The 22,542-nt window shown below is 64.4% G+C and carries 16 protein-coding genes; 11 read left to right on the top strand and 5 right to left on the bottom strand.

The features are described from left to right. Nucleotides 1-60: 60 nt before the first annotated feature. Both J3454_RS05870 and J3454_RS05865 read left to right on the top strand, forming a co-directional pair. Entirely contained in the window at nucleotides 61-951 is an 891-nt protein-coding gene (locus tag J3454_RS05870) for an ABC transporter ATP-binding protein (protein ID WP_349512807.1), read from the top strand. 14 nt (nucleotides 952-965) lie between these two features. Next, entirely contained in the window at nucleotides 966-4,562 is a 3,597-nt protein-coding gene (locus J3454_RS05865; protein WP_349512806.1) for an ABC transporter permease/M1 family aminopeptidase, read from the top strand. Between the two features lie 6 nt (nucleotides 4,563-4,568). Here the strand turns inward: J3454_RS05865 and J3454_RS05860 are convergent, their stop codons facing one another. After that, nucleotides 4,569-5,900: a sigma-54-dependent transcriptional regulator gene (locus J3454_RS05860; protein WP_349512805.1), complete on the bottom strand. Its 1,332-nt coding sequence runs from the start codon at nucleotides 5,898-5,900 to the stop codon at nucleotides 4,569-4,571. Continuing rightward, nucleotides 5,897-7,573 carry a sensor histidine kinase gene (locus J3454_RS05855; protein ID WP_349512804.1) on the bottom strand — a complete coding sequence of 559 codons (1,677 nt, stop codon included), beginning with the start codon at nucleotides 7,571-7,573 and terminating at the stop codon, nucleotides 5,897-5,899. Before J3454_RS05855 ends, J3454_RS05860 begins: the two co-directional genes overlap by 4 nt. Nucleotides 7,574-7,782: 209 nt before the next feature. Between J3454_RS05855 and J3454_RS05850 the strand changes: the two genes are divergently transcribed. From J3454_RS05850 to J3454_RS05825, 6 genes are all read left to right on the top strand, one after another. Further along, nucleotides 7,783-9,171, top strand: a complete 1,389-nt coding sequence (locus J3454_RS05850) for a dicarboxylate/amino acid:cation symporter (RefSeq protein ID WP_502878567.1) — start codon at nucleotides 7,783-7,785, stop codon at nucleotides 9,169-9,171. Continuing rightward, nucleotides 9,168-10,130, top strand: a complete 963-nt coding sequence (locus J3454_RS05845) for an alpha/beta hydrolase (protein ID WP_349512803.1) — start codon at nucleotides 9,168-9,170, stop codon at nucleotides 10,128-10,130. Before J3454_RS05850 ends, J3454_RS05845 begins: the two co-directional genes overlap by 4 nt. Before the next feature lie 2 nt (nucleotides 10,131-10,132). Further along, nucleotides 10,133-13,201, top strand: a complete 3,069-nt coding sequence (locus tag J3454_RS05840) for a TonB-dependent receptor domain-containing protein (protein WP_349512802.1) — start codon at nucleotides 10,133-10,135, stop codon at nucleotides 13,199-13,201. Next, nucleotides 13,201-14,400, top strand: a complete 1,200-nt coding sequence (locus J3454_RS05835) for a M14 family metallopeptidase (protein WP_349512801.1) — start codon at nucleotides 13,201-13,203, stop codon at nucleotides 14,398-14,400. The genes J3454_RS05840 and J3454_RS05835 overlap by 1 nt, the downstream gene beginning before the upstream one ends. 165 nt (nucleotides 14,401-14,565) lie before the next feature. Then, on the top strand, nucleotides 14,566-15,744 hold the full coding sequence (locus J3454_RS05830) for a hypothetical protein (protein WP_349512800.1): 1,179 nt from the start codon (nucleotides 14,566-14,568) through the stop codon (nucleotides 15,742-15,744). Between the two features lie 13 nt (nucleotides 15,745-15,757). Beyond that, the gene (locus tag J3454_RS05825; protein ID WP_349512799.1) at nucleotides 15,758-16,123 is read left to right on the top strand and encodes an ArsR/SmtB family transcription factor; all 366 of its coding nucleotides are present in this window, start codon (nucleotides 15,758-15,760) and stop codon (nucleotides 16,121-16,123) included. A gap of 9 nt (nucleotides 16,124-16,132) precedes the next feature. On the opposite strand, the gene J3454_RS05820 is transcribed toward J3454_RS05825, so the two are convergent. The 3 genes from J3454_RS05820 to J3454_RS05810 form a co-directional block, all read right to left on the bottom strand. After that, complete coding sequence (locus J3454_RS05820; protein ID WP_349512798.1) at nucleotides 16,133-17,698, bottom strand: SulP family inorganic anion transporter; 1,566 nt, start codon at nucleotides 17,696-17,698, stop codon at nucleotides 16,133-16,135. A 63-nt stretch (nucleotides 17,699-17,761) separates the two neighbouring features. Then, on the bottom strand, nucleotides 17,762-18,427 hold the full coding sequence (locus J3454_RS05815; RefSeq protein ID WP_349512797.1) for a carbonic anhydrase: 666 nt from the start codon (nucleotides 18,425-18,427) through the stop codon (nucleotides 17,762-17,764). Between the two features lie 13 nt (nucleotides 18,428-18,440). Continuing rightward, nucleotides 18,441-18,806, bottom strand: a complete 366-nt coding sequence (locus J3454_RS05810; RefSeq protein WP_349512796.1) for an ArsR/SmtB family transcription factor — start codon at nucleotides 18,804-18,806, stop codon at nucleotides 18,441-18,443. A 169-nt stretch (nucleotides 18,807-18,975) separates the two neighbouring features. On the opposite strand from J3454_RS05810, the gene J3454_RS05805 reads away from it, so the two are divergent. The 3 genes from J3454_RS05805 to J3454_RS05795 all read left to right on the top strand — a co-directional run bounded on the left by J3454_RS05805 (nucleotide 18,976) and on the right by J3454_RS05795 (nucleotide 22,530). Then, nucleotides 18,976-19,680: a VIT1/CCC1 transporter family protein gene (locus J3454_RS05805; protein ID WP_349512795.1), complete on the top strand. Its 705-nt coding sequence runs from the start codon at nucleotides 18,976-18,978 to the stop codon at nucleotides 19,678-19,680. A gap of 91 nt (nucleotides 19,681-19,771) precedes the next feature. After that, nucleotides 19,772-20,257 (top strand): (2Fe-2S)-binding protein, encoded by a 486-nt coding sequence (locus tag J3454_RS05800; protein WP_349512794.1) that lies wholly within the window; start codon nucleotides 19,772-19,774, stop codon nucleotides 20,255-20,257. After that, on the top strand, nucleotides 20,257-22,530 hold the full coding sequence (locus J3454_RS05795) for a xanthine dehydrogenase family protein molybdopterin-binding subunit (RefSeq protein ID WP_349512793.1): 2,274 nt from the start codon (nucleotides 20,257-20,259) through the stop codon (nucleotides 22,528-22,530). Before J3454_RS05800 ends, J3454_RS05795 begins: the two co-directional genes overlap by 1 nt. Nucleotides 22,531-22,542 lie beyond the last annotated feature (12 nt).

The raw sequence follows: 22,542 nt of genomic DNA, 5'->3' as shown, positions 1-22,542 counted from the left end.
AGGCGGCTTTTCCTTCGCCTTCAATGCGCTAGTGTGGCGGTGTCAGAACAGGGGACAATCATGCTCGAACTCACCGGCGTCAGCCACGTCTATCCCAATGGCACGCGCGCGCTTTCCGATGTGACGTTGTCGATTCCCAAGGGGATGTTCGGGCTGCTGGGGCCGAACGGCGCAGGCAAATCCACTCTGATGCGCACCATCGCGTGCCTGCAGGCGCCGACGGCGGGCAGCATCCGCTTCGGCGATATCGACGTTCTGGCAGAGCCGGACCGGCTGCGCCGCACGCTGGGCTATCTGCCGCAGGATTTCGGCGTCTATCCGCGCATTTCGGCTTACCAGATGCTTGATCACATGGCGGTGCTCAAGGGCGTGAACAATGCCAAGGATCGCAAGGAGGTGGTCGAACACCTGCTGGGCCAGACCAACCTGTGGGCCGTGCGCGGCAAGGCGATCGCGGGCTTTTCGGGCGGGATGCGCCAGCGGTTCGGCATTGCGCAGGCGCTTATCGGCGATCCGCAACTGATCATCGTCGATGAACCCACCGCCGGGCTCGACCCGGAAGAACGCAACCGGTTTCTCAACCTGCTCGCCGGGATCGGGGAGAATGTGGTGGTGATCCTGTCGACCCATATCGTCGATGACGTGGCCGATTTGTGCCCGCGCATGGCAGTGCTGGCGCAAGGGCGGGTGCAGTTGGAAGGCCCACCGCGCGATCTGATCCGCTCGATCGATGGCCGCGTGTGGCAACGCACCGTACCGCACACGCAGCTGGCCGAAATGCAGGAGCGCCACGAGGTCATCTCGCACCGCTTCTTTGCCGGCGAGATCGTGGTTCACGTGCTGAGCGATACCCAGCCCGAAGGCTTCGCGCCGGTCGTCGGCGGATTGGAAGACGTGTATTTCACCACGCTTGCCGAAACGCGCCGTCCCGTCGCCGCTGCCGCGGCCTGAGAGGAGCGCCCCCAATGCTGACCGCATCGCTCGCCGCGTTCGAAATCCGCTACCAGCTGAAGAACCCGGTATTCTGGGTCTCGGTTGCAATCTTCTTCCTGATCGGCTTCGGTCTTTCGGCCAGCGCCAATGTCAGCATCGGCACGCCCGGTGCGGTTCACGAAAATTCTCCCTTCGCGGTCACCAATGCGCTGGGGCTGATGGCGCTGTTCTATCTGTTCGTGATCACCTCCTTCGTCGCCAATGCGGTGGTGCGCGACGATGCGACCGGGTTCGGTCCGATGATCCGCGCCACGCCGGTCGGGCGTAGCCAGTTCCTTGCCGGACGTTTCCTTGGCGGTCTGTCAATTGCGATCCTCGGCTATCTGGCGGTGCCACTGGGCATCGCGGCCGGTTCCGCGATGCCGTGGGTCGATCCGGAAACCGTCGGCCCGGGCGGCTTTGCCATCTATGCCTGGCCGTTCCTGATCATCGCCATCCCCAACCTGATCCTGTCATCGGCGCTGTTGTTCAGCCTTGCCACCATCACCCGATCAATGCTGGCGAGCTATATCGGCGTGCTGGTGCTGGTGATGGGCTACCTTACCATCAGCGTGGTGGTTGGGGCCAAGCCGGAATATCAGGACGCCGTCGCCCGGTTCGAACCGTTGGCGATGGGCGCGATCGGTGAGGTTTCGCGCTATTGGACTGCGGCCGACATGAACACCAAGGCGATCCCGCTTGAAGGCAATCTGCTGATCAACCGGTTGCTGGCGCTGGTGTGGAGCGTGCTGTTTCTCGGGCTGGCGTGGTCGCGATTTAGCATGACCGAGCGTGCGCCGTCACGCTGGCGGCAGCGGCGGCTGGCGAAGCAGGCGGCCAAGGCTGCCAAAGCCGATACGGTGCGCCCGCACACCCTTTCCGCCCCCGCTGCCCGCAGTTTCGGCGCGGGCCATGCGCTGCGCAGTTTCTGGATCAGGTTGAAGGCAGAGACTCTGCTGGTGCTGAAAAGCCCCGGCCTGATCGTCCTGCTGCTGCTGGCGCTTGCGCTCACCGGGCTCAATCTGGCACTTTCGGAAACAACTTACGGCACCGCGTCCTATCCGCTGACCGCCAATGTCGTCAGCACCGTGATCGGCGGCGTGAGCCTGTTCAGCCTGATCGTCGCGGTGTTCTATGGCGGCGAACTGGTCTGGCGCGAGCGCGATGTGAAGATCAGCGAGATCGTCGATGCCACTCCGGCGCCGGCCTGGGCGATGTTCGTACCCAAAATCCTCGCGATCTTCGCTGTGCTCCTGCTGATGTCGTTCGCGGGCATGCTGGCGGGCATAGCGTATCAGCTTCTGCTGGGGGCGCAGAGCATCGATTTCAGCCTTTACCTTGTGTCTTTTGTCTTGCCGCAGAGCGTCGATCTGCTGCTGATCGCGGTGCTGGCGGTGTTCTTTCAGGTGCTAAGCCCGAACAAATATCTCGGCTGGGGGCTGTTCCTGGTGTGGTTCGTCAGCCGCATCTTCCTGTCGAATCTCGGTTATTCCAATATGCTCTACATGTTCGGCGCCGGTCCGGCCGAACCGCTGAGCGACATGAACGGCACCGGCGGGTTCTGGTTGGGCGGTCTGTGGGCGCGGGCCTATTGGGGCGCGTTCGGCGTGCTGCTGCTGGTGTTTGCGCACTGGGCCTGGCCGCGCGGCACGGTGGTCGCGGTATGGCCGCGGCTGAAAGGCATGGGGCGGCGCGTCAGCCTCGCCTCGGGCGGAATTGCGCTGGCGGCGGTTGGCACGATGATCGGCACGGGCCTTGTCATCAATCACAACATCAAGGTGCTCAACGACTACCAGACCGCCGACGAGCGTGAGGCGATGACCGCCGCATACGAGCGCAAGTACCTCAAATACGAAAGCCTGCCCCGCCCGGTGGTGACCGACGTGGAGTTCATTGTCGATATCGATCCCGATCAACGCCGCATGGATGTGCGCGGGCATTATCTGCTGCGCAACGATACGCAGGCTCCGATCCGCGAAGTGCACGTGCGGCAGGCCGATGATGCGACGGAATTCACCCGGCTCGACGTGGCCGGAGCGAAGCTTGCCAGCCATGACACCGAATTCGGATACCGGATCTACGAATTCGATGCACCGCTGGCGCCGGGCGCGGCCACCCGGCTCGATTTCACCTCGCTGGTGTGGCGGCGCGGCTTTGCCAATGGTTCGGCGGCGACTGATATCGTCGACAACGGCACCTTCGTGAACAATGCCGTGTTCGCGCCGATCATCGGTATGAACCGCCAGGACCTGCTGCAGGACCGCACCGAGCGGCGCCGGCAGGGTCTGCCCGACGAACTGCGCACCGCCAAGCTGGAAGACACCGCCGCGCAGAACCAAAACTACATCGGCGCCGACTGGGTCAATTCGCGCATCACCATCAGCACCGCAGCCGATCAGGTGCCGATTGCGCCGGGCAACAAGGTGTCCGACGACATTGTCGGCGGCCGCCGCATTGCAGTGTTCGAAAGCCCGGCGCCGATCCTCAACTTTTTCTCGGTGCAATCGGCGCGCTATGCTGTGGCCGAGGACAGGTTCGGCGATGTCCGCCTGTCGGTCTATCACGATCCCCGACACGACTGGAACGTGCCGGCGATGCTGAAGGCGATGAAGGCCTCGCTCGGCTATTTTACGGAGAATTTCGGCCCCTATCAGTTCGGCTATGCGCGGATCATCGAATTTCCCGGCTATCAAAGCTTCGCGCAGGCGTTTGCGGGCACCATGCCCTATTCCGAAAGCATCGGCTTTGCCGCCGACGTGCGCGATCCCGAAAGCATCGACTACGTGTCCTACGTCACCGCGCATGAACTGGGCCACCAATACTGGGCGCACCAGATCGTGGGCGGGGACATGCAGGGATCGACCCTGCTGTCGGAAACGCTGGCGCAATACAGCGCGCTGATGGTGATGAAGGAATTGTACGGGCAGGACAAGATTCGCCGGTTTCTGAAATACGAGCTCGATCAGTATCTTGCCGGCCGCAAGGGCGACGTTCTGGGCGAACAGCCGCTGATCCGGGTCGAGAACCAGGGGCACATTCACTACCGCAAGGGCAGCCTTGTGATGTATCTGCTTCAGCACCGGTTGGGTGAGGACGCGGTCAATCGCGCGCTGGCACGGCTGATCGAACGCTACAGGTTCAAGGGCGCGCCTTATCCGCGCAGCCTCGATCTGATTGCCGAACTGCGCAAGGAGGCGACCACGCCCGCGGATCAGGCCTTGATCACCGATCTGTTCGAGAAGATCACGATCTATGATCTCAAGGCGAAATCGGCGAGCACGCAGCGCAATGGCGATGGCACCTGGACAACGCGGATCAATGTGGCGGCGGGCAAGTTCTATGCCGATGCCAAGGGCACCGAAAGCCCCGCTGCGCTGGCCGAACGGATCGAGATCGGCCTGTTCACCGCCCGCCCGGAAGCCGGGGCGTTCGACACCGCAGACGTGCTTTCGATGGAGCGCCATCCGGTGCGCGCGGGCGAACAGGTGGTGACGATCACCACCGCGAAAAAGCCGCTTTTCGCCGGGATCGATCCCTATAATTTCTATATCGATCGCAACTCGGACGACAACGTCGTGACGGTGGAATAGCGCCGGCTACCGGAAGCGTGCAGGCTTGAGATCGTATTTCGCCAGCTTGTCGTAGATCGTCTTGCGCGGGGTCTGCAGCATCGCCTGCAGCTGCGCGATGTCGCCGCGGCAGTGGCGCAGTGCGTCCTCCAGTACCGTGCGCTCGAAATCGGCGACGATCTGCTGCAGGGGCCGGTGTCCGGCGATGGCGGAGCCGGGGCCGCCAATATCGGCAAGACCGAGCACGAAGGCGCGGGCATAGCCGCCCAGCTCATGGAGATTGCCAGGCCAGTCGTGGGACAGCACATGGCTCCACTGCGCCTCCCCGATCGAGGGAGCATCGCAATCGAGTTCGCGGGCATGGCGGGTGACGAACAGGCGGAAGATTTCCGGCACGTCCTCGCGCCGCGCCGCCAGCGCGGGAAAGGCGACCTGAACCGCGCCCAGACGGTGCCACACTGGATCGCGGTCGGTGTGCGAGCCGTCATCGGGCAGACGGGCGATGATAACGCGGATATTGAGCCGCCGCGCAGTGGTCGCGCCGATCGGCAACACCGTGCGAGTTTCCACCAGCGACAAAAGCCGGGCGGTCAGCACTGCGCTGGCCGCCGCGATCTCATCGAGGAACAGTGTCCCGCCATTGGCGCGCTCGATCAACCCGGTGCGTGACAGCCCCGCGCTCGAAGAACCGCCACCGGGATCGCGCCCGAACAACAGCAGCTCGGCGTCTTCGTGGGCGAGAATTCCGGCATCGACAGTTACAAAAGGGCGGGTGCGGCGCGCGCTGGCATCGTGGATCAGGCGGGCGGCGTGGCTCTTGCCGGTGCCGGCCGGGCCGGTCAGCACCACATCGATTTCGGACCGCGCTACGCCTTCGATCACCGAACGCAGCCGCTGTGCAGCGGGTGAGGAGCCGGGGATCGCCTGCCCCGAACTGCGTCCCGCTTCCTCGCGCAGGCGGCGGTTTTCCAGTGCCAGCGTGCGCCGTTCGCTGGCGGCTCGGACGGCACGGAAAAGGTCGGCCGAGGAATAGGGTTTGGTCAGGAAATCCGCCGCGCCGTTCTTCATCGCTTCCACGGCCATGGCGATATCGCCGTGCCCGGTGGTGAGGATGACCGGCAAGTCCGGATCGATCTCGCGCAATCGGGCGAAAAAGGCGATCCCGTCGATCCCCGGCATCCGCACATCGCTCACCACAACGCCCGGGTAATCGGCATCGAGCCACGCCAGCGCGGCGCGGGCATCGGGGAAGGGCACCACCTCGGCACCTTCGAGGCAGAGCGCCTGCATGGTGGCATCGCGCAACGGCGGATCATCCTCGACCAGCGCGATCCGCAAGGGTGGCGGTGCGGCAATCATGCGGCAGGCATGACCATGGTGAAGCGCGTGCCGCTGGCGGCGGCCTCGTGCACCAGATCGCCGCCGATCTGGCGCATGATGTCGCGCGCAATCGCAAGACCCAGGCCGATGCCTTCGGTCTTGGAGGTGACGAAGGGCTGAAACAGCGTGTCGCGCAGGTCCGCCGGTACGCCGGGGCCGTTGTCGGTGACGCTGAGACGCACTGTGCCTGTCCCAGCGTCGATGGCAATCACGATCTCGCCACCTTCGCCCACGGCCTGCGCCGCGTTCTGGAGCAGGTTGACCAGCACCTGTTCCAGCTGGACATGGCGCGCACGGACCTTGGCGGCGGCCGCTTCGGTGGCGGGCGGTGTAACGGCGATGCCTTTCTGCCGGATCTGGTCACGCAGCAGCAGCAGTGAACCATCGATCACTTCGGCAAGCGTGATCTCGCGCGGCTCTCTGGCGGAGCGGCGGCTGAAATGAAGCTGTTCTTCGGTAATCTCTCCGATCCGGCCCGCAAGGCGCGCAATCTTGCCGAAATTATCCGCTGCTTCGGCACGGCGGTCGGCTTCGAGCAGGCGTTCGCCGCTTTCGGCATAGACACGCATCGCAGCGAGCGGCTGGCGGATTTCGTGGCCAAGCCCGGCCGTGATCTGGCCCAAAGTCGCCAGCCGATTGGCCTGCTGCAACTGGTCGCGCAAGGCGGCAGTTTGCTGGGCCACATGCGCCGCCGCGCGGCTCTGTCGCTGGCGCCGCCACACCACTGCGCCAGCCCCCGCCAGCGCGAGCAGAGCCATTGCGACCACCCCTGCAAGCCGCCCGTTGGCTGTGGCGACCAGCAACCGCGGAGCAGGGTCGGCGAGGAGGTGCAATTCCCATCCGTTCGGGGCGATCGGCTGGATTTTCTCGATCATCCGCACAGGGGAGGCCGCGGTGCCGGTGGCAGGCAGTTCGAACGGTTGCAGTTCGGCCACGCCAAAGCGCATCGTGTCGCGCGCCGGATCGCGCGGGGCGGCGGCTTCGCCGGTGCTTTCCGCCGCGCGAAACCGCCAGTCGGGATTGCTGGCAAGCAGCACGATCCCGCCCTTGTCGGTCACGAACACGCCGTCCTCGGCATCGCGCCACTTGGCTTCGAGACCGTCGAATTCGACCTTCACCGCCACCACCCCCAGCGGATTATCCGCCGGGCCGACCCGTTCCGCCAGGTAAAGGCCGGGGCGGCGGCTGACTGTGCCGAGCGCGAATTCGCTTGCCGTGCCGTCGCGGCGGGCACCTGCGAAATAGTCGCGGAAACCGTAATTTGAACCGATGAAGCTGTCGGGCCTGTCCCAATTGCTCGCCGCCAAGGTCAGCCCGCGCGCATCCATCAGGTAGATGGCTGCGGCATTGGTCTGCTGCGCCAGCGCGGCAAGGCGGCGATTGAGCACGCCGCGCTGGGACCGGTCGCCCGCCAGCAATGCGGCGACTTCGGGATCCACCGCCAGCACGCGCGGGACAAGGCTGAACTTGTTGAGTTCGCTTTCCAGCCCCGCTGCCAGGATCGTTGCCTGACTGGTCGCTGCAGCGCGGGTTTCCTCCAGCGCACTGACCCGCATCGCCCTTTCGAGCCCGAGCATCGCCAGGGCACCGACCAGTATGATCGCCGCCAGTGCAATCGGCAGCAGATGCCAGCGTCCCATCCTGTATTGCATGATGCGCCCAAGATCCTCCGTTTCAAGCTTGTGCGCCTTTCCGCACTCGGCGCAAGAATTTTGTGCGGATTTCCGCACAAAATTTGCCTTCGCTAGAACTAGCGCCCTGAATATCCGATATTTCCACTCGCCAAGCCATTTGCTTGCAAGCGGCGCGCGGCGGCCCGATCCTGTGACGTGGAGAGACAGGGGCGGGAAACCATCAGATAATGGGCGCGCAGGCAGCCATGACACCGGGGGCGATTGCCGCACCGGCAAAAAAACCGCTTTACCGCCAGCTGTATGTGCAGGTGCTGGTGGCTATCGCGCTTGGCGCGCTGATCGGCCACCTTGCGCCCGAATTCGGTACCGCACTCAAGCCGCTGGGCGATGGGTTCATCAAGCTAGTGAAGATGATTATCGCGCCGGTCATCTTCCTCACCGTCGCCACCGGCATCGCCGGGATGAGCGACATGAAGGCAGTCGGCAGCGTTGCCGGCAAGGCGTTCGCCTATTTCCTGTTCTTCTCCACGCTGGCGCTGATCATTGGACTTGTCGTCGCCAATGTCGTGCGCCCCGGCGAAGGGCTGAATATCGATCCCGCCACGCTCGATACGGCCGCAGTCGAAGGTTATGCCAAGACTGCGGAAGGCCAGTCGATCAGCGGCTTCCTGCTCAATATCATCCCCGAGACCCTGTTCAGCGCCGTCACGGAAGGAAATATCCTCCAGGTGCTGCTGGTCGCAATCCTGGCCGGCGTGGCGATTGCATCGACACGCCCGCACAGCGATCTGGTTATGGACGTGCTGTCCTCGTTCAGCGAGGTCGTGTTCAAGCTGGTTCACATGCTGATGAAATTCGCGCCGATCGGGGCATTCGGCGCGATTGCGTTCACCATCGGCGAATTCGGGCTCGGCTCGCTCGCCAATCTCGCGGCGCTGATCGCCACCTTCTACGCCACGTCGCTGCTGTTCGTGCTGGTGGTGCTGGGGGTCGTCGGATACCTCACCGGCTTCTCGATCTTCGCGCTGATCCGGTATCTGCGCGAGGAACTGCTGCTGGTGCTGGGCACATCGTCATCCGAAGCCGCGCTGCCGAGCCTTATGGAAAAGATGGAGATTGCCGGCTGCAAGAAGGCAGTGGTGGGGATGGTGGTGCCGACCGGCTATTCCTTCAATCTCGACGGCACCAATATCTACATGACGCTGGCCGCGCTGTTCATCGCGCAGGCGCTGGGGATCGACCTGTCCCTGTCCGAACAGCTCGCGTTGGTGCTGGTGGCGATGATCAGTTCCAAGGGCGCGGCGGGCGTGACCGGCGCGGGCTTCGTGATCCTCGCCGCCACGCTTTCCGTGGTGCCGAGCGTACCGGTGGCGGGCATGGCGCTGATCCTCGGGATCGACCGCTTCATGAGCGAATGCCGCGCGCTGACCAATTTCATCGGCAATGCGGTGGCCACCATCGTCGTGGCGCGCTGGGAAAACGCGCTTGATCGTGAACGGCTCGCCGCGGCGATGGCGGGCACGCCCATGCCGCTGCCTGAAGAAGACATCGAACGTCACGAACGTAGCGGCCCCGTGAGCGAAAAGATCGCCGAAGTGCTGGAGAAGACCCCATGATAGCGCGCCGTCATCTGCTGGCGCATGGTGCGCTGCTGGCGATGCTCGCCGGAGCCGGGCCGCTCGTGCCGTTCGCCGCCGCGCAAGGCGGCCCCGAGGAAATCCTGCTGTGGCCTGGCCGTCCGCCCGCCAAGGGCAATGTCACCGGGCCGGAAGTGCTGGGGGACAAGGGCGCCGCCTATGGCGCTGTGTGGAACATTTCCACGCCGCGGATGCGGGTCTATCGGCCGGCGGTCCCCAACGGTGCGGCGGTGCTGGTGGCCGGCGGGGGCGGCTATTTCCGCATCCAGCTGTGGAAGGAAAGCACGCCCGCTGCACAATGGCTGCAGGCGCGCGGGTTTACCGTCTTCGAACTGATCTATCGCCTGCCCAATGATGGCTGGGATTCCACCGCGCCGTTCATGGATGCCCAGCGGGCGATGAAGATCATCCGCAGCAGCGCGGGCGAATATTCCATCGATCCGGCGAAAATCGGGATCATGGGATTTTCCGCAGGCGGCCATCTTGCCGGGTTCACCGCGCTCCAGCCAGCCCGCGCGCTGTATGCCGGTGCGGACGCCTACGAGCAGGTTTCCGCGCGGCCCGATTTCGCGGTGCTGCTGTTTCCGGTCGTGACCCTGCGCAAGCCTTACGACACCACCCGCACCCGGCGTGAGATCGCGGGCGACAAGGCTAGCGCCAAGGCCGAGGCGGCATGGTCGCTGGACACCTATGCGGACAAGCACGCGCCGCCCACCATCATCTTTGCCGCTGCCGACGATGCGATCACGCCGCCCGGACACGGCATCTTGTTGTTCGAGAAACTGGTCGCCGCCGGGGCAAGCGCGGAACTGCATCTGTTCCGCGACGGCGGTCACGGCTGGGGCCTCGGCAAACCGGGGCAGGTCATCAGCCAATGGCCTGCGCTGTTCGAGCACTGGGCACGCTCGCTTGAAATTATTGAAAAACAGGGAGAATGATTATGTCGACACGGATTTTGGGCAGGTTTGCCCTGATGTGCAGTGGCAGCCTGCTTGCTGCCACATCCGTTCACGCTCAAGTGGTGGCGCCCGCGCCTGCCGCCGCGGATGAAATTCCCGCCGACGCACCCCGGCCCGAGCGCGAGATCATCGTCACCGGCACCCAGATTCAGGGCGCCAAGATCAATGACGTGCTGCCGGTCACCGTGGTCGACGAGATCGACATCCAGAACATTGCAGGCGCTTCGGGCGATGATCTGTTCCGCGCCATTCCGCAGGCGGGCGGGGTCGCGTTCAACGAACAGAACGATGTCACCTCGAACAATGCCCGCGGCGACGTTGCCTCGATCAACCTGCGCGACCTCGGCACCGGCAACACGCTTGTCCTGATCAATGGACGGCGGATGGTGCTCAGCCCCGGCTTCCAGACCGAATTGCTGGTGCCGGTGGTCAGCTCTGATGCGAATGAAATCGCGCCGGGCAGCGTCCGGCGGCTCGAAGTGCTGCGCGACGGTGCATCGGCGATCTACGGCGCGGATGCGGTGGCGGGCGTGGTCAACACCGTGCTGCGCGGCAATCGCACGGGCGGGTTTCTTGAGGCCGAATGGCGCGGCGGCGATGGCACCAGCCTCTACAGCACGCTGCTCAATGGCGGCTATGGCTTCGACTTCGCTGGCGGGCGTGCAAATTTCACCATCTATGGCAGTTACTTTCACGAGAACGGACTGCCGTCCTCGGCGCGTCCCTATTCCCGCGATGATGACAAGACCCCGCTGTTGGAGGGCACCGATTTCGAGGGTGACACGCAGTTCAACAACCGCAACACCTTCGGCCCGTTCGGCCAGTTCGACATCCAGGCCCCATCGAGCCGCACGCCGATCCGCGATGACGATTTCTACCTCCAGCCCTCCAGCTTCGATGGTTGCCGGCTCGATTTCGGCAACGGGCTGTGCGCACGTAACGGCACTACGCCGACCCCGGCTGTGCGTTACAACCGCGCTTTCGGCTCCACGCTGATCAGCGAAAAGACCCGTTACAACGCGGCGGCGCTGTTCAGCTACGAACTCAACAACAGCCTCGAAGCCTATTTCGAAGGAACCTATTACCGTTCCGAAAGCAGCCGCAACATCACCCCTGCGGCAATCCTCAGCGCGGTGCCGGTGGGGATATCGCGCAACGCCTATTGGAACCCCTTCGGCGCGGAGACGCTGCCCGACGGGACGCCCAATCCCAACCGCCTGCCGGGCACCACCATCGACGCGGGCGGGGCGGACCTCATCATGGAGCGGTACCGCTTCGTGGATGTCGGCAACCGCACCGTTAATGTCGACAAGGATACCTATCGCCTCGTGGCTGGCCTGCGCGGCAATTTCGGGTCGTGGGATTTCGATACCGGTTTCGTCTATTCGGAAGCCAAGCTGACCGATCTCGAAGGCAACCGCATTTCGTTGACGCTGATGCAGGAGGCGATCAACCGTTCGACGCCCGATGCCTACAACCCCTTCAACGGCGGCTGCGTGACCGGCGATCCGGGCGAAGGCGATTGCACACCCAATCCGCAAGGCGCGATTGATCCGTTCCTGATCGACGTCTTCCGTACAGGCGGCACCACGCTTGCGCTGGCGGATTTCAAGGTCAGCCGCAACGACCTGTTCACTCTGCCGGGCGGCGATGTCGGGATCGCGGCCGGGGTCGAATGGCGGCGCGAGACCTTCTTCGACGATCGCGATCCGCGGCTTGATGGCACCATCACCTGGACCGACAGCGTCACCGGTGTGTTCAACGAGAGCGACGTCGCCGGCACCAGCCCCTCGCCCGATACCAGCGGCGCGCGGCAGGTCTATTCGGCGTTTGCCGAAATGTTCGTGCCGCTGGTGAGCGAGGACATGGATATCCCGCTGATCGAAGCGCTCAATCTGCAGCTGGCAGGCCGAATGGAGCATTTCGCCGACATCAACGAAACCGCCGTGGTGCCGCGCGTTGCAGCCTCGTGGACGGTGGTCCCCGGCGTGACCTTCCGCGGCGCCTGGTCGCAGGGGTTCCGTGCGCCGAACCTGGTGCAGGTCAATGACGCAGGCACCACCCGTTCCAACACGCGTGACGATTTCGTGATCTGTCAGGCGCAGGTGGAACAGGGCATCATCGAAGATCTCGGCGTGTGTCCGGGGGCTGGCGTGATCAGCTTCCGTTCGGGCAGCGAACAGCTCGCCCCCGAGGACAGCACCAGCATCAACCTTGGGGTCGTGTTCGAGCCGCGCTTCATTCCCGGCCTGACGCTGACGGCGGATTACTGGCGCGTGAAGCAGCGTGGGCTGGTGGGCACCTTTGGCGATGACAACGCGATTGCGCTCGATCTGCTGCGGCGGCTCTCGGGCGGGGTGAACCCCAATGTGGTGCGCGCCGATCCGACGCAGGAAGAGATCGATCTGTTCGCAGGAACAAGCCTGTCGCCTGCCGGCGAGATCCTGTTCGTCAACGATCCCTACCTCAACCTCGACAGCCGTACTTCGAAGGGCATGGACTTCGGCCTGTTCTACAACGTCCCCGATTTCGGCATCGGCAAGATCCGGCTGCGGCTCAATGCCGCGCGCCTGGACAGCTTTGTCCAGTCGGCCGGGCCGGACGCACAAGAACTGATCGATGCGGTCGTCGCCGGGGCGCTGCCGCCTGAAGTCAGGATTGACGGGTTGGGCGAACTGCTCGAAATCGAAGGGCGGCCGGAATGGCGCTTCAGCGGTTCGATCAACTGGGATACCGGCCCGGTCGACCTTTCGCTTTTTGCCAATTATGTCGGCGAGGTGTGGGATACCAGTGTGACGCGTGACGACCCGATCGTGTCGGATGATCCCAACGCCAACTTCTTCCGGGTGAATGATTTCCTGACCGTGAACGCCGCAATCGCCTACACTATCGAGAACGACACCGCGCTCGATGGAACGCGGATTCGGTTCGGGATGAACAACCTGTTCGACAAGGATCCGCCGCTGGCCGACGAAACCTATGGCTACCTCAGCGCGCTGCACACGCCGCGTGGACGGGTCTTCCGGGTCGAACTGCGCAAGCCGTTCTGATGCGGACAACGCTGCGGCAATTGGCGGCGTTGCTGGCGCTGGCATTGGCAAAGGGGGCGGGTGCGCATGCGCCGCCCCCCGAGGCCCCGCAGGTGGAGGTAACGCCAGCGGTATCCCCTGCTTGCCGCACCGACGCGGCCAGCCTTCATTTCGATTTCGCCGGTGCCGCGCCGTCGGCCTGTGCCATCAATGGCGCGCGTGATTTCACGCTGTTGGTCACGCCGGAGCACGCCCCACCGATCAATCCCAGCCCATGGTATGCCTTCCGTTACGAGGCGGACGACGGCGGGCCGATCACGGTGACGCTGCGCTATCTCGCGGGGCAGCACCGCTATGCGCCGAAACTGGCCGCTGGCGACGGCGAATGGCGCGCATTGCCGATCGAATCGACGCAGGACGGCAGAGGGGCGATCTTGCGCCTGCCGACCGGCACGGGAGTGGTATCCGCGCAGGAAAGCATCGTGCCCGCCGATGCCGTGGCAGACCTTGCGCGCTGGAGCAAATTGGCGGGCACACGACCCTTCGTGATTGGCCAGTCGCATGATGGCCGCCCGATCGAGGCGATCCGGATCGGGCGCGCCGACGCGCCGCGGCTGGTGGTCTTGCTCGGCCGTCAGCATCCCCCCGAAGTCAGCGGCGCGATTGCCATGCGCGCATTTGTCGATGCGCTGGTGGCCGAACGGGCACGCGCGCCGCAGGATTTTGCCGACCTCCAGTTTCTCGTCGTGCCGATGCTCAATCCCGATGGGGTGGTGCGCGGCCACTGGCGTGCCAATCGCGGCGCGCAGGATCTGAACCGCGACTGGGGAGCATTCGTCCAGCCCGAAACCCGCAGCGTCAAGACGTGGCTCGATGCACTGCCGCCGGGCGTGCGTCCGGTGCTGATGGTGGATTTTCACTCAACCCGCAGCAACCTGTTCTACGTGCAGGGCAAGGACGAGGCGAGCGCGGCGCAGCAGCGTTTTCTTGCAAGGTGGCTGGCGGGACGCGAGAATGCGGTTTCGGGTTATCCCTTCACGATCGAACCGCGCAATGCGAACCCCGGCAGCGGCACAGCGAAGAACTGGTTCCACGCCGCCTATGGCATTCCGGCCTATACCTACGAGGTCGCCGACGAGGCCGATCGCCCAGCAACCCGTGCCGCCGCCGGAATGCTGGCGCAAAACCTGCCCGAAGCACTGACCACGTTGGCGGACTGAAGGTGCATTAATTCGTCGCCGCGCCCGTTCACGCGCAATCCGATCCGATGTCGGCGAAGCTTCCAATCTACAAAATAGAATGGTTTCGAAGATTTATTGAATTTTTCAGAGGAAACACGCTGGTCTAGATACCGCTCCGCAACCCCGACACGAAAGGGCCGGAGCATGGACCAAGCCAATCACCAGCAGGAATTCACGGCGCATGATCGGGTCCACGGGGTGTCCCCACACGCTGCGCAAAGCCGCCCCGGCTTGCGGCTGGTCAACACCGGCCTGCGGCTGGCTGAGCCGGTTGCGGCGCCCGATGCAGCGTGGGCCGATGGGTTTGCGCGCCTTGCGGATTGGCTCGACATCGCTGTGGAGCCGGTTGCAGGGGATAGGGCGCCGGGTCTGCAAAGGGTTGCGGCATGGGCCCGTTCTGCCACTGGCGTGCCCGCCGCGCCGCTGTTCGCGCCGTGGCAGCCGATCTCTCCGGTGGCGCTGCAAAACGCCGAAAGTCCCGATCTGCCGCGCGCCGACTGGGCCGCGAGTTATCTGTTCGATCATGGGCCGGGCAGCGGGGTGCGGGCGGGCGCGCTCGATCTGATGCTGATGTCGCCGCACCCAGCGCGCTGCCAGGCTGAGGATGATCGCGCTGCGCCCCTTCCGCGTCCCGGCATTATCGAAGCGATGCTCCGTGCGGCGCAGCAAGAGGGGCGCACCAGGATCGCCATTGTCGTGCCCGCCAGTCAGCGCAATGCGGCGACCAAGCAGCTGTTGATGGTTGATCGTTCACTGAGCCGCGACGGGATCGCGCTCGAAATTCTTGCAGTCGAACAGGCGCTCGCCGGATTGCTGTTGCCGCGCCCGCAATGGGACGCGCTGATCGTCACACCTTGTCTGCGCAGCGTTGTGTTTGCGATGCTTGCGCAGGCGACCGGCGTTGCCGGGCCGTGGCCGATGCTGTGGCATGGCAGTCGCGGTGTCGCTCTGGTGGCCAGCGAGGCGCTGAGCGAGGCGCGGGGCCGCATGGCGCTCGATGCGGTGGTGCTGGTGCAGGCGCTGGCATTGACCTTGCACCATGCAGGCAAGACGTCCGCGGCATTGCGCCTCCACCAGACCGGCGCGCAATTGCGCGACAGCGGGGTGGTGACGCCTTCGCGCGGTTCGCCTGCCCCCTATGTCACTGAAATCGACGATACGCAGTTCGTGGATCTGGTCTGTTCCGGCGGCGCCCCAAGCAAGCGCGCTGTGCCGCATTGGCGCGCTCTGCCCGCTGGTTCTCCTGCCGGAACGACCGGCGATGCTGCGCGTCTTACTCTGGTGAAAGCCAACCGCGCCATCCAGTCCACCCCCACTTTGTGAAAGGGCGCCCGTAGTGCCAAGCCGAAAGATTGTCGCCACTGAACTGGCCAGTGTCCTGCGCCAGATTTCCCACCCGGACCGCATTCGTCTGGTGCTCAAACTGCAAGCCGGCGATCTGACCGTCAACGCGCTGGCCGAGGCGCTGGAGATTCCGCCAACCCGCGTCTCGCAGCATCTCGGCGTGCTGCGCGCGGTAGGGCTGGTGGAAACCGAATCGAAGGCGCAGCAGCGGGTTTATCGCCTCAGCCAGCCGGAACTGGCCCTGTGGCTTATCGAAGGCATCGATTTTATCGCCCACCGTCTCGGCCGGGCCAGTGCCACGGACATCGCAATGGCGAAGGACCTTTGGCAGCAGGAGGCTTCCGAGACGGTTATCTGATCCTTGCGATCAGGCTGCGGGCCGCTGCATCAGCCCCGGGATCGATGTCTTGCCCGGATCCTGCGAGCGTCGTCCGTAACGCTGCACCAATTCGTTCCACTCGACCGTCAGGCTTCCCCCGGTGCTCTGGTGCAGCTTTTCCCACGAGGAAAGCATCTCGAGGCACGCATGGTCGATATATTCTAGCCGCTCGACGTGGATATGCATTTCCGATCCGCGGGGCGCCCGTTCCAACGCGCCTGACAATTGCGGGATCGAGAAGAAGGTCGCCGATCCTTTCAACCACACATCGGTGCGGTTGGTTTCGGCGGTATTGGTCACTTCGATCTCAAGATGCGAGAAGGTGTAGACCAGCTTGAGCGTCGCCAGCGCGAAGCCGAGGATGACGCCGGTGAGCAGATCGATCGCCACCACCCCGATCAGCGTCACGAAGTAGATTGCTAGTTCCTGCCGACCGAATTCGGCGATTTTGCGGATCTGGGCGACGTTCACCAGCTTGTAGCCGGTGTAGACGAGGATCGCGGCCAATACTGCGGTCGGGATTTCATTGAGCACGAACGGAAAGGCGGCCACCGCCAGCAGCAGCCACGCACCGTGCAGGATGGCGGAAATCCGGGTGGTTGCGCCAGCTTCGACATTGGCGGCCGAACGCACGATAACGCCCGTCATCGGCAGCGCGCCCACCGCGCCGCAGATGAGATTGCCGATGCCCTGCGCGCGCAATTCCTTATCGTAATTGGTGCGCACGCCGATGTGCATCTTGTCGACCGCAGTGGCACACAGCAGCGTTTCGGCGCTGGCCACGAACGCGAATACGATGCCGAGCGTGATGATGTCGGGATCGAGGAACCCGGCCAGCGCATCGCCGGTGGGAATGTTCAGCGCCGTGGTAAGATTGGCCGGCAATTCGACCAGCGTGATCGGCAGCGCGAAGGCAAAGGCGAGAGCCGTGCCGACAATCACGCCCAACAACGGGCCGGGCAACAGGGCGAGGCTTTTCGGCTTGAACTTGTTCCACGCGACGATGGTGAAGATGGTGATGAAACCGGCCATCGCCGCAAGGTGATGCACCGACCCATCGACCGGGATGGCATTGATGATCGCTTCGGGAATGGCCGCAATGTTGGCAAGGCCGCTGGAGCGTGGAGCGGCATCCAGCATGACGTGGAATTGCGAGGCGAAGATCAGCACGCCGATGCCCGCCAGCATCCCGTGGATGACCGAAGGCGAGATCGCCCGGAACCACTGGCCGAGCCTGAACACCCCGGCGAGAAGCTGCAGCGCGCCTGCAATCAGCCCGACGACCCCGAGCATGATCAGCCCGTGTTCCTGCACCAACTGGTACACCAGCACCGCCATGCCCGCTGCAGGCCCGCTGACCTGCAGTGGCGATCCGGCGATGCTGCCCACCACCAGTCCGCCCACGATGCCTGTAATCAGGCCCAGTGCGGGCGGCGCGCCCGATGCGATCGCGATGCCCATGCACAGCGGCAGGGCAACGAGGAACACCACGATCGAGGCGAGGAAGTCCCTCCCGACAACCGCAGAGCTCAGATCGGTAGCTGTTGGCTTCATCTTGATGGTGCTCCGGCGCGGAAAGGGGTGGTGTGCGCGGCGTTGTCGGCAGGCGGGCTTGGGTCAGCAGGCGTGATTGGCGATTGCGGCCGAGGCGACTTCGCTGGCGTAGCGTTCCTCGACCGGGACCCAGGTGCCGCTCGCCTCGTCATAGGCGGAAACTTCCCCGGTCTTGATGTCATAGACCCAGCCGTGCAAGTTCACGGCCTTCTGCGCCAGCGCCACCGCCACGGTGGGATGGGTCCGGAGGTGCTGCAACTGCAGGATGACGTTCTGTTCCAGCAGCATCCGCATCTTGGCATCTGCATCCAGCCCGGCGCCCAGCGCCTCGGTAATGTCGACCGCCCCCTGCGCAAAGCCGAGCCATTCGCGCACGTGCGGCAGGCTGGTGAGGCCGGCGCGGTTCATCGCCCCCTTCATCGCCCCGCATTCGGTGTGGCCGCAAATCACGATGTTCGGGATCTGGAGCGCGCCGATGGCGAATTCGATCGATGCAGTCACGCCGCCGGTCTGATTGGTGTGTGGCGGCACGATGTTGCCGGCATTGCGCAGGATGAACAACTCGCCCGGATCGGTCTGAGTCAGCATCGCAGTTTCGATCCGGCTGTCCGAGCAGGTGATGAACAGTGCCTCGGGACTTTGCCCGGTACTGAGCTTTTCGAACAGCTCGGCCTTTTCGGGGAATACTTCCCTCTGGAACTTGATGACACCAAGGGCAAATTTCGACATTCGGGTAGTCCTCTCAGCTGGAAGTCTCGGGAGCGTCAGCCGTCCACAGCTCGCGCACATGATCGATGTGCGAGCCTTCACCAAAGCGGTTGCGGACATCGACGAAATCAAGCGCCTCGACGATCCAGGCGGCGATTCCGGGGTGGGTCAGGCGGTAGAAATGATTGCGGCCTTCGCGCCGGTCTTCGACGATCCGGTGGGCGCGCAGCGGGGCAAGATGCTGGGAAACGCGGGTCGCGGGCAGATCGAGCGCGGCAGCGATGCTGCTGACATCCTGCTCGCCCAGGCGCAGCTCTTCGATCAGGCGCAACCTGTCAGGGTGCGCCAGCAGCTTCAGCAGATCCGCCAGTTCGCGGGATACGATGATCCTGCTTGGCATACACCCTCCCACATCTGCAAGAGTTTGCAGATTTGAATGCTTGAAGCTATTGAATATATCCCAGTCGGTCAAGCAGCTTGCGAAGGCCCCCGTGCATCAACCGCCGCGCACATGCGCTTGCATTCGCGGCGTGCGCGTCCGACACTCGGCTCGGCAGGAGAACGGCCCAATGGCAACCGCAAGCGCACATCCCGACGATCCGCATTATGTTCAGCGCACCGGCTGGTTGCGGGCCGCGGTGCTGGGGGCCAATGACGGGATTGTATCCGTCGCATCGCTGATCATCGGGGTGGCGGCGGCGGGGCCCGCGCCGGGTGCGGTGCTGATCGCGGGGGTGGCGGGCCTGGTTGCCGGGGCGATGTCGATGGCAGCGGGCGAGTTCATCTCGGTCTCGTCGCAGCGCGATTCCGAACAGGCCGATATCCGGCGCGAAAAGCTGGCACTGAAGAAGATGCCTGAGGAGGAACTCGAAGAACTGGCGGCGATCTACGAGGATCGGGGGTTGAGCCGCGAAACGGCGCTGCTGGTCGCGCGGGAACTGAGCGCCCACGACGCCCTGACCGCCCATGTGCGCGACGAACTGGGCCTGTCGGATGCGCTCGCGGCGCGGCCCTTGCAGGCAGCTTTCGCGTCAGGGATGACCTTCAGCGCTGCTGCTGCACTGCCGGTGCTGGCGGCGTGGCTGGCTCCGGCTTCGGCCATCGTCCCCGCTGTGCTTGCAGTCTCGATCGCGGCGCTGGCGCTGCTCGGCGCGATCGGCGCGCGGACTGGAGGCGCGCCGCTGCTTCCGGCTGTTCTGCGCGTGCTGGGCTGGGGCGTGTTCGCGATGGGGATCACCTTTGCCATCGGATCGCTGCTGGGAGTCAGCGTCTGACACTGACCGCCTGCGTCGTCTTTCCCATGGCCGCGCGCAACGCGCCCTGCTAGGCTCTTCGCAGGGCAAACCGGGGAAGGAAACCAAGCGCGTGGCAATCGGCTTTACCGTCAATGGCAAGGATGTGAGCGTTGAGGCGGAGGCCGATACCCCGCTGCTGTGGGTTCTGCGCGAGGATCTTGCGCTGACCGGCACCAAATTCGGCTGCGGCATCGCCGCCTGCGGGGCGTGCTCGGTTCACGTCGATGGACAGATCACCCGGTCCTGCAGCGTGCCGGTCAGCGACATCGCGGGCAAGGCCGTGACCACCATCGAAGGGCTGAAGAGCAATGACGGCACGCTCCACGCCGTCCAGCAGGCATGGATCGACGCGCAGGTGCCGCAATGCGGATATTGTCAGTCGGGCCAGATCATGGCGGCGGTGGCGCTGATCAAGCAAGCCGGTAGGCCATCCGAAGCCCAGATCGATGAGGCGATGACCAATATCTGCCGCTGCGGCACCTATCCGCGTATCCGCGACGCAATTCTGGCGGCAACCGGACAGGCGGCCGCTGCTGCCGTGCAGGGAGAGGCATGATGGCCGACAATCCCAATCCCAATATCGACGAAGTGGGCGCTGCTCCCACGCCGGAAACGCCGGTAAAGAAGAAGGGCGTGAAGCGTCGCATCTTTCTCGTCGGCAGCGCTCTGCTGGTGGGCGGCGGGGTGTTCGGCCTCTACTGGACGGACAGCACCGCGCGGGCCCGCGCCAAGGCGCTGACCACCGGCGATGGCGAGCACAATTTCCTCAGCTGGATGAAGATCGCCGATGACGACACCGTCACGCTGTTCTCGCCGCATATCGACATGGGGCAGGGCACCCATACCGCGCTCGGACAGATGCTGGCTGATGAACTCGACGCCGACTGGAGCAAGCTGAAGGTCGAGCAGGCGCCGTCCGATATTGCCTTTTCCAACACCGCGCTGGTGCAGAGCTTCCTTGGCGAGATGACCGGCTATCCCGGCGTCATCAACGCGCTGCCTGCGGCGGTCATGGGGCTGTTGACGCGTTCGCAGAAGATCCAGATCACCGGCGGATCGTCGGCGGTGCGCTTTACCGGGCAGGGCGGGATGCGCGTGGTCGGCGCGGCGGTGCGGCTTGCGCTGATCGAGGAAGCGGCCAGCCGTCTTGGCGTCCCGGCAAGCGAACTGACGACAGCCGACAGCACAGTCACACACGCCGCATCGGGCCGCAGCTTGCGTTACGGCGAATTGGCGGCAGGCGCGGCGGAACGCTCGCTCGACAGCGCGCCAGTGCTGAAGTCGCGCAAGGATTACAAGCTGATCGGCAAGCCCGTGACCCGGCTCGACATCCCCGCCAAGGTGGATGGCAGCGCGGTTTACGGGATCGATTTCACGCTTCCGGATATGCGCGTGGCGACCATCGCCGCCGCTCCGGTGCGGGGGGGCAAGCTGGAATCCGTCGATCAGGCACCCGCGCTGGCGGTGGCTGGGGTGGAGAAGGTGGTGACACTTGATGACGCGGTGATCGTCGTCGCCAAGGGGTACTGGCCGGCGCTCAAGGGCTTGCAGGCGCTCACGCCCAAGTTCACCGATGGCGGTAACAGCGCAATGTCGACCGCTTCGATCTATGCCGCGCAGGATAGCTTGCGCGAAGCCGGCAAACCCGATGCCGATTTGAGCGTGGGCGATGTCGATGCGGCGCTGATGGCGGCGGGCGATGCAGCCATCACCGCCGATTTCCGCACGCCGTTTCTTCATCACGCGATGATGGAGCCGTTTGCGCTCACTGCGCATTTCAAGGATGGCAAGCTCCACCTGTGGGGCGGGCTGCAGGACCCTATCAGTGCACGCGACCGGGCGGCGAAGGCGGCGGGCCTGGACATGGATGACGTGATCTTCAACCCGATGATCATGGGCGGCGGCTTTGGCCGGCGCTTTCCCGATGTGACGGAGATCATCGATCAGGCGGCGCTGCTGGCCAGGCAGGTGCCCTATCCGGTCAAGCTGATCTGGAGCCGCGAGGAAGAAGTGCGGCACGGCACCTACCGTCCGCAAACCTCGGCGCGGCTTTCCGCCACGCTCGGCGATGATGGCCGGATCGCGGCCTGGCGCAGCGACTACGTGCAGGGCGACAATGCCGAGGGTGAGGTGGGCTTCATCTATGATGTGCCTGCGACTTCGCGGCGGCACTTCGCCTACCGGTCGAACCAGATTGACGGGCCGTGGCGTTCCGTCAATTCGACCCAGCACGGGTTCTACAACGAAAGCTTCATCGATGAGCTGGCCCATGCTGCGGGCGAGGACCCGTACCAGTTCCGCCGCAAGCACCTGCCCGAAGGTTCGCGTCACCAGACGGTGCTCGATACCGTGGCGACCCGCTCCGGCTGGGGCACGCCGCTGCCCGAAGGAACCGGGCGCGGGATCGCGATTGTCGAAAGCTTCGGCACCATCGTCGCCGAAGTGATCGAAGCGACGGTGAAGCCCGACGGCAGCCCCAAGGTGCTGAAGGCATGGGCGGTGGTCGATTGCGGCACCACGGTCAGCCCGGTGAATGCCGAAGCGCAGATCGCAGGCGGTCTTATCATGGGGCTTTCCTCCGCCATCGGTGAGGCAATCACGCTGGAGAAGGGCGCCGTGGTCGAAAGCAATTTCAACGATTACAACTTGTTGAAACTGGCCGATGCGCCGCCGATGATCGATGTCCACTTCATCGAGAGCGATGCGCCAATGGGCGGGATCGGTGAACCCGGCGTCCCGCCTGCTTCGCCCGCGCTCGCCAACGCGCTGTTCGCGGCGACGGGCAAGCGGATTCGCACCCTGCCGCTGCTGACGCAGGCCAAGGCCTGAGCAGCGGCTGCG

The sequence above is a fragment of the Erythrobacter sp. NFXS35 genome (genome assembly GCF_040148725.1).
GTDB lineage: Bacteria > Pseudomonadota > Alphaproteobacteria > Sphingomonadales > Sphingomonadaceae > Erythrobacter.
Note: the sequence above shows the minus strand (reverse complement) of the source record. Positions and strands in the feature narration are given on the sequence as shown.

Coding starts and splice junctions, on each gene's coding strand:
- J3454_RS05830 (WP_349512800.1), top strand. CDS start 14,566: ATGGACCAAGCCAATCACCAGCAGGAATTCACGGCGCATGATCGGGTC.
- J3454_RS05820 (WP_349512798.1), bottom strand. CDS start 17,698: ATGAAGCCAACAGCTACCGATCTGAGCTCTGCGGTTGTCGGGAGGGAC.
- J3454_RS05855 (WP_349512804.1), bottom strand. CDS start 7,573: ATGCAATACAGGATGGGACGCTGGCATCTGCTGCCGATTGCACTGGCG.
- J3454_RS05805 (WP_349512795.1), top strand. CDS start 18,976: ATGGCAACCGCAAGCGCACATCCCGACGATCCGCATTATGTTCAGCGC.
- J3454_RS05835 (WP_349512801.1), top strand. CDS start 13,201: ATGCGGACAACGCTGCGGCAATTGGCGGCGTTGCTGGCGCTGGCATTG.
- J3454_RS05810 (WP_349512796.1), bottom strand. CDS start 18,806: ATGCCAAGCAGGATCATCGTATCCCGCGAACTGGCGGATCTGCTGAAG.
- J3454_RS05850 (WP_502878567.1), top strand. CDS start 7,783: ATGGGCGCGCAGGCAGCCATGACACCGGGGGCGATTGCCGCACCGGCA.
- J3454_RS05865 (WP_349512806.1), top strand. CDS start 966: ATGCTGACCGCATCGCTCGCCGCGTTCGAAATCCGCTACCAGCTGAAG.
- J3454_RS05815 (WP_349512797.1), bottom strand. CDS start 18,427: ATGTCGAAATTTGCCCTTGGTGTCATCAAGTTCCAGAGGGAAGTATTC.
- J3454_RS05795 (WP_349512793.1), top strand. CDS start 20,257: ATGGCCGACAATCCCAATCCCAATATCGACGAAGTGGGCGCTGCTCCC.
- J3454_RS05845 (WP_349512803.1), top strand. CDS start 9,168: ATGATAGCGCGCCGTCATCTGCTGGCGCATGGTGCGCTGCTGGCGATG.
- J3454_RS05870 (WP_349512807.1), top strand. CDS start 61: ATGCTCGAACTCACCGGCGTCAGCCACGTCTATCCCAATGGCACGCGC.
- J3454_RS05860 (WP_349512805.1), bottom strand. CDS start 5,900: ATGATTGCCGCACCGCCACCCTTGCGGATCGCGCTGGTCGAGGATGAT.
- J3454_RS05840 (WP_349512802.1), top strand. CDS start 10,133: ATGTCGACACGGATTTTGGGCAGGTTTGCCCTGATGTGCAGTGGCAGC.